Source organism: Tissierellales bacterium (assembly GCA_025210965.1).
Classification (GTDB): domain Bacteria; phylum Bacillota; class Clostridia; order Tissierellales; family JAOAQY01; genus JAOAQY01.
Genome location: JAOAQY010000106.1, coordinates 1 through 7,904 on the forward strand (window position 1 = coordinate 1; position 7,904 = coordinate 7,904).

3 protein-coding genes are annotated in these 7,904 nt (G+C 30.5%); all 3 read left to right on the forward strand.

Annotated features, from left to right (window positions below):
* Positions 1-52: 52 nt before the first annotated feature.
* From N4A40_08390 to N4A40_08400, 3 genes are read left to right on the forward strand one after another with little or no spacing between them, the layout of a single operon-like run.
* Complete coding sequence (locus tag N4A40_08390) at positions 53-2,572, forward strand: DEAD/DEAH box helicase (protein ID MCT4661863.1); 2,520 nt, start codon at positions 53-55, stop codon at positions 2,570-2,572.
* A gap of 58 nt (positions 2,573-2,630) precedes the next feature.
* Positions 2,631-5,069, forward strand: coding sequence for an ATP-dependent helicase (locus tag N4A40_08395; protein ID MCT4661864.1), 2,439 nt, complete (start codon positions 2,631-2,633; stop codon positions 5,067-5,069).
* Positions 5,062-7,752: a hypothetical protein gene (locus N4A40_08400; GenBank protein ID MCT4661865.1), complete on the forward strand. Its 2,691-nt coding sequence runs from the start codon at positions 5,062-5,064 to the stop codon at positions 7,750-7,752. Before N4A40_08395 ends, N4A40_08400 begins: the two co-directional genes overlap by 8 nt.
* Positions 7,753-7,904: the final 152 nt, after the last annotated feature.

The following is a 7,904-nucleotide window of genomic DNA, read 5'->3' on the forward strand; positions in this document are numbered from 1 at the left end:
AAGACATTTATAGAAATCGTGACTAGAAGTTGAATTTTAGGGGAGTCAAGCGATGTTAGTGAAGCAGTATCTTGGGGAAATGGGGTATACAAGGAAAGAAAAATTTACATATGAAGATATATTGTTATCTGAGGCGTACGAGAAATCCGGTGTGTTGGTAGTTGTTGATGCAGTGGAGATTTGTTGTGCGCCTTTTTCTTATAAACGATATTGTCAAAAGCAAAATGAGTGGGTCAAAAAATACAAGAGAGTTTATAGAATACTAGATAGTGATGACGAAAAACAACAGCTAAAAGAGATAGAGACACTAAAAACATTTTTAAATGGTGGGGATGTCGACTATGATACAGGAAAGACAATGGATAGAGAGAAGCACAGCATAGATCCAAGTCCTTTAGAATATCTATTCGAAGAATGTTTTGAAAGAGCGTACGGAGCATCTGGATATAAGTATCTACAGAGAGAATACAGTATAGTACTGAAAAACGGAAAAACAGCCTATATAGACTACGCACTATTCAATAAAGATGGAACATGGATAGCGATAGAGGAAAATGGAGTTAGCTATCACCATCCAAATATCATCGGCGAGAAAAGATATAGAAAGATGTTATTTAAGCAAAATTCAGTAGTTGAGCAAGATGGAATTATATACAGATGGGATACAGAGAGTATGCAGTACAAAGACCGTATAGTTGATGAAATACTAGAATTTGTAGGAGATATTTCAAAATATCATAGACAAGATTATGTGAAAGAACAGAGAGAATTTAAATTATACGAACACCAAGAAGAGTATTTATATCAGCTAAAAAACGATAGAGAAGCAGGCGTAGAATCCGCTCTAGTTGTGTTGCCAACGGGTACAGGAAAGACCACAGTTGCCATAGAGGATTTGAGAGAGTTTTACGTGAAAAATAGTGATTTTAGAGCGCTAGTTTTAGTACCGAGTTTAGATTTAGTAAATCAGTGGGAAGAGGTACTCAGCCAAAATGCCGCACTAGACACATTTACCGTAGTAAAGACTTATGCAAAAGCTAGTCGTGAATATTACAATCACGAAAAAGATTTTTACGACTATATCGTGATAGACGAAGCACATCATGGAGCTGCGCCAGTTATTAGAAAAATACTTCATCACTATAAGCCTAAGTTTCTTCTAGGACTTACAGCAACAGATGAGCGATTGGATGAGAAAAAACTAGAAGAAGTGTTCGGAGCATATAATACAAAACTTAGTTTAAAAGAAGCCATAGAAAAAGGCATATTAGCTAGGATTAGAGCTTATAGACTAGAGACAAATATAGACCTTTCATCAGTCAAATTTAATGGAAAAGACTATATATTTAGCCAATTAGAAAAGAGTATAAAAATACCATCAAGAAACGAACTTATAGCAGATGTGGTAAAAACATACTTTTGTGACAGACTCAAAGGAAAGAGCGGATTGGTATTTTGCGTAAGTGTAGCACATGCAAAAGAAATGGCAAAAATCATGAGAGCAAGGGGAATAAATGCAGAATCTATAGATGGAAAAGATAAAAAGAGAGTAGAGAAAATCGATAAATACATGAACAAAGATATACAATTTCTTTGCACGTGCAGTCTACTTACAGAGGGATGGGATGCACCTCATACGTCAGTAATAGTAATGGCTAGACCTACATTGTCAAAAGTACTTTACACACAGCAACTTGGACGAGGAACTAGAAAATGTGAGGGAAAAGAAGCGCTATATGTAGTAGATATAGTTGATAACTACGGTTCATATGGAAGCGTGAGCAATAGACCTTGGTCAGTTCATTCTCTTCTAGGCATAGACACTTACAAAATGTTTGGAGATTTGATAAACACAGGTGGATCTACAGATGAATTGGTCGTATTAGATACAATACACGAAAGCCTTGTAAAGCTAGCACCATTTGATGTATTTACGATGCAACAATATTACGAAGATTATTTGAGTACAGAAGAACTTGCAAGAGCATTATTTGTATCAACTGGCACTGTTAATAACTGGATTAGAAAAAATCAAATAGAGCCGAGTGTTACTATACCAATGGGAAGAGGAAAACTCTCACTATTCCATCCAGATCAAGTATCGAAAATTAGAGAAGAGAAGAACTTAAAAGAACACACAGAAGAGACAATAGTAGATGATTTTTGGGAATTTATCGAAAAAGGAGACTACACATTTAGCTACAAAATGTATTTCAAATTGGCATTTTTGGACAAAGTAAATGAAACTGGGGATGTAGATGTAAAAGAACTCTTGGAAAGATATATAGAGTACTACGAACAGAGACATTTACAAGGTCTACAAGTAGATAGAGAAAATAGCCCATACAATGACATCGACTATGTAAGAGATAGAAAAAAGATGAAGACAAGCATGCTATCAAATCCATTTGAAAAGTTTGAAAGAAAGAGATTTCTATACCACGATAAAGATTTAGCTAAAATCGCCATTCATCATAGAATTTGGGATGATTTGGTTGAAAATGGTGGTATGGAGAGACTTAGAAGGAAGATGGAAGAGGATTTGGTGGGGTATTATGGGGATGCGGAGTAGAGGCGAATACTGATTATATCCATAGGAGATGATATTAAAAATGAAATATTCATGCATTATGGCTAGAAAAAAAGTAGACAGGAAATTGGTTGAAGAAGTATTTAAATTAATTGAAGACGGAATAAAAATTACGCTTATTATACCCAGTACTAACATTGAGAGCTATATTGGAAAGAAGGAAGAAGAATATATTGAACGACTTAAAGAAAATGGATTTTTGAGAATATACTATTTAAATGGGAATTTTTTTGAATTCAACATAGAAGATGGAATCAGAATAGAAAAAAAGCATGAAGAAATTCTTGGGAAAATTGAATTCAACATAGAGCAGTTTAAAGCGGAACATATGGACTTAAACAGCGATATTATAATAAAAGCTGGCGCAGGGACGGGAAAAACTAAAGTATTGATAGATCGAATATTGTATTTGATTCACATGAAACCGGATTTGGATTTAAAAAAGATAGTAATGCTTACATTTACTAATGAAGCAACGGTACAAATGAAAAATAAGCTAATAAAAAAACTCAAAGCTTATTTTGAGAATACAAAAAAGAGTAAATATTTGGACTTCATCGAAAATATATCAGATATAAAAATAAGAACTATTCATTCTTTTAGCAAGCATTTGCTTGATAAAGTTTACTATGAACTCGGATATTCAAAAGATATAAGTATTAGGAGTTACAAATACGACAAGAAAAGACTTATAGAGAATAGTATACATAAATATCGCATGGAAAACCAAGAACAATATAAAAGTATCATAGAAGATTGTAATCTGCCTTTATATAAGGTGATAGATGCTTTTATATATATACAGAATTATATTGATAACAGAGGTCTAGATATATCAAGAATAGATTTTGGCAAGGACTATGGCTTCGAAAGAGGGTTTAGTAACTTTATCAAAGACATACTAATAGATTTGAATATGAAATTACAAAATAAAAAATATATAGATAATTCACTAGAAGTAAATGATTTGATAAAAAATTTGGATAAAATAAAGTGCTCAAAAGAGAGTTCGAAGAAGTTTGATTTTGAATATATAATGATTGATGAATTTCAAGATACTGATGATATACAGTTGAATTTTGTGGCAGCATTTGCAAATTCACTTGGGATAAAAACCTTTGTTGTTGGAGATGAAAAACAAAGTATATATAGATTTAGAGGTGCCGATCATGGAGCATTTGAAAAATGGGAAAATAGATTAGGTAAGAACGATAGAAAAACAGAAACTATTATATTGCATAAGAATTATAGAAGCGTAGATGTTTTATTGAATAAGTTGAATCAAATGTTTCTTAGCATAAAGGCGAAAGATAATAATCAATGGTTAGCCTATTTCAAGTTTGATGAAACCGATTGTTTGACTCCTACAAGAAACGGAAAAGATAAAGGAGTAGATGGATTTCACATAATTAATTATAATACAGACGCTGGTCTTGAAAAGGGTTTGCTTGAAAACATTGAAGGGCTAAAGGAAAAGAAAGAAGCAGAGGAAGAAGCAAAGAAAAGCAAGAAGAATGAGGAAGAAGAAGGAAACCATAGTACTGCGATATTGGTTAGAACAAATGATCAGCTAGAAAAACTTGAAAAAATACTTGAAAAAACAGATTTGAAATACAAAATTGATATAGATGGAGAATTTTACAGAACTAAAGCGGTAAAAGATTTTTACGCACTGATACAAGGTATGATTTACGAACAAAGTTATAGCGCTCAGGTTGCTTTGTTTAATAGTTCGTATGGAAGCGGAGTTAGCTATAAATATGTTTTAAGTCAGTATTCTGCAGATACGGATTATATGAAAAGAGTTTTGAGGGAATCACCAGATTATTTAATGTTCAAAAAGTACAGAGAAGATTTCTTAGATAAGCCATTTTTTGAGGTGGTATATTGTATCATACAAGATTTAAAGCCGCATGTGAGATTTGCTTCAAAATACAACAAGAGAAGAGAATATGAACTAAAAAGATACAAGGGCAATTTGTATCAATTATTGTATATACTCGAAAGTGAATTTTTAGATAGTGAAGTAACCATAATGGATATAGAAAATTTTTTGAAAATTAAAATATTGACAGATAAAACAGAGTCGGAACGGAGTGCAGATTCAAATGAAGAATTTGATGTAGTTGCTATGACTATTCATAAATCGAAAGGACTTGAATTTGACCATGTAATAATACCGTACTTATATGAACCGATGGTAACTCATAAGAATTATGAGTGTGTTTTAAATGGAAATAAATTGGGTTATAAAATAAAGAACATAAAAAGAGGCGATGATGAATTTTCCAATAATTATTTTAAAGAACGGTCAAAGGATGAAGAAAGAGAAAGTATAGCGGAAGAAGTTAGGGTACTTTATGTTGGTATGACTAGGGCAAAGAATTCATTGAGTGTGTGTATGAAGGATTCACTAGAAGGGGTTTCAAAGATAAAAAATTGGTCAGATCTTATAGAAAGGGAGTCTTCGGATGTTTAATATAATAACTTATGAAAATCCGCATCGTTTTTTTAGAAGCATTGACTTTAAAGAAAATGAACTTCACATAGCAGGTACATCAGCACTGACGACATATTTGAAGAATAGAACTAGAGAATATAAAAATAGAATTTGGACATACGATATTTTCAAAAAATCAATATATAAAGAGTGGTATGATCCAATTTCAATACTGAAACTGAAAATTTGTGTAAGAGATTTAATTGATAAAAGCAAAAGTGAAGATTATAGAAATATTTTAAAAAAAGATATAGACTCAATAACAGATGCGTTTAGAGATTTGATAGAAATAGGTATAGAAAAATTGGATGACAAAAGTGAAAGTGATCCATATACAATTGAGCTTATAAATTTGTTTAATGAATTTGCAAAAGACACTATAGTAAAAAGTCTAAATACATTTACAAGATTAAGAAATGATGAAATGATTAAAAATCTAAATGATGCTACTAAAAAGATTAATGGGAATAAGTTAGTAAAAAATTATATAGAAAAAATTGATTGTATTTATTTATATAACATAAATTATGTAAATATAAATAGGTATGTTCTTTTTAGAAGGCTTTTATGGAAAGAAATAAAACTTATTTTTTGCATACCAATTTATAATGAATACAAAGCAATTACAGAACCTTGGGAAAATATATATCGTGAGATTATTGAAAAGGAGATAGACAGCAGTGAAACAATGGATGGATACAAAGAATTATCTTCTTGTTCATACATAAATTATTTGAAAAATGGTAGCCGTGATAAAGATAATAAAAAGCGAATAGGAATGCATGAATTTAGTCATCCATTGGAGTTTAAAACTTATTTGAAAGCAAATAAATTATTGCAAGAATCAGATAAGAATAAACTAGAAAAATATATAGAAAACGTTGATAAATTTAAAATTGATGTACTAAGTTATTATGACAATATTCCTGATAAAGAAACATTTAGATACTATAAGCATGTTAGAGAGTATATTGCATTTGATGGAAATAATACTAATCAAAGTTTTGGATATGATGTCGTTGGAGTAAAGGACAAAGATCATAGTATATTTGATAGTTCAATCGGAAAGTTTTTTAAAGGAATATATACTGGAAGCTGGGATGAAGAGGGAAAGAAATTTTTAATAAGTTATGAGAATTTTTGTCGCTGCATGATATCTGGAATGATAACTTTTAAAGAAAGCAACAGAGTTATATCAGGAAAGGATGCAATTGGTTTCTTGTCTGATTTGAGAACTTATATGGATGGAATAAAATCATTTACGGAAATCAAAGATAGATTAAATAGTCTTGAATTATTGCAAACTTTTTCAAATAAATTTGACGAAGAAGCAAAATCTAAAGCAAAAAACAAGACAAAGAAACTTTTATCAAATCCATTTAAGTTTTTGTCCTATGCGGACAATTCTAGATATAAAATCACATTTAAGCAATTTATGAAACTAGTTGAGAAATTTGAGAAAACTATAGAAAATTTAATCCCGAATTACAACTTGATAGATGTAGAAAAACATATAGAGATGCTAAGAGAAATGATACTTAATAACGATCTAATATCAGAAGAAAATAAACAAAAGTTTGAAGAAAATCTGAAATTGAGTATAGATGAAAGGTTACAAGAAATAGAAATTAAAGAGATGGGTGAACTCATACAGATATTGCTATCGCCAATAACTAACAAGGAAATAGATGAACATGATGAGAATAGATTTAAAGAATTCGATCAAATTGAAGGTATCGTTGTAAATGGAACTCAGAAAATACATTTAGTTGATTTGTCAGTAAAAGCTTATGAAAGTTTCTTATCCAATAGAAATATTGAATCAAAGCATTTTTCATTTGATTATTTAAAAAAAGAAATAGAAAAGGTGGAAGATAAGTTAAAGAAAGAAGTACTTTCAAAAGGATTAGAAGTTGCAATCTTATCACAAGAAAATCTGAAAAAAATGCCAAGATATTATATCAGCATGATGATGGCTTTTTTTAAAGGAGAGATTAATTTTAGCTGGATAGATGGAATGGAAACTTTTGATCAAGAAACCTACTTTTACAGACGCTTGAAAGAGCTATATGCAATTTTTGATTTTGTAGAAATTGAAGAGAATGAAAAAGAGCAGTTTGAAGATTATAAATGGTCAGATGAAGAGCTAAATAGTGATAAGTTTCGAAAAATATCTCCTATGGCATGGTTAGACTTAGATGTTTGTCCAAATAAATTTTATTACTCTAGCATAGTTGAAAGTCATTCGGTTTATAAAAATGATTTTCATCAAAGACTATATTTTTCTAATATAGGAAGATTATTTGAATCAGCAACTTCAAGATATGATGTAGAAAAATTTCTATTTCCGTTATTTCCGCAGTGGAATAATACAATAAAATCCAATTTAATTGCTACAAGCATGAAACAGGATATTGATGAGGGGTATAATTTCGAAGATGTTAATTTTCCTAAGAATTATAAAAACATACAAATGCTAAGAAGTAAATATAGTGATGGTAATGCCAATAAATCTTTTAAAAAGAAACAGATAGAGGCGGAGCATCTTATTAAAAAACTTACTGGAGATATTGAAAATTTTAAAATAAGCAAAAATAATTGTAGTATGTGTCCTTATGAAGCAATTTGTAGCAAGAAAGGAAGTGATTTTAATGCAAGATAATCAGAATGAAATTCTCAAAGAGTTTGATAATTTTTGCATTAAAGTTGTTAAGCGATGGCAGAAAAAGAAAAACTATAACTTTATAGATGATATAGAACTTTCAGATAGACAGTCTAATGTAGTTGATTTTCATGCAAAGCACATGCTTATAA

Bases quoted from the DNA above. Each gene is read 5' to 3' on its own strand.
- N4A40_08400 (MCT4661865.1), top strand. From the start codon at position 5,062: ATGTTTAATATAATAACTTATGAAAATCCGCATCGTTTTTTTAGAAGC.
- N4A40_08395 (MCT4661864.1), top strand. From the start codon at position 2,631: ATGGCTAGAAAAAAAGTAGACAGGAAATTGGTTGAAGAAGTATTTAAA.
- N4A40_08390 (MCT4661863.1), top strand. From the start codon at position 53: ATGTTAGTGAAGCAGTATCTTGGGGAAATGGGGTATACAAGGAAAGAA.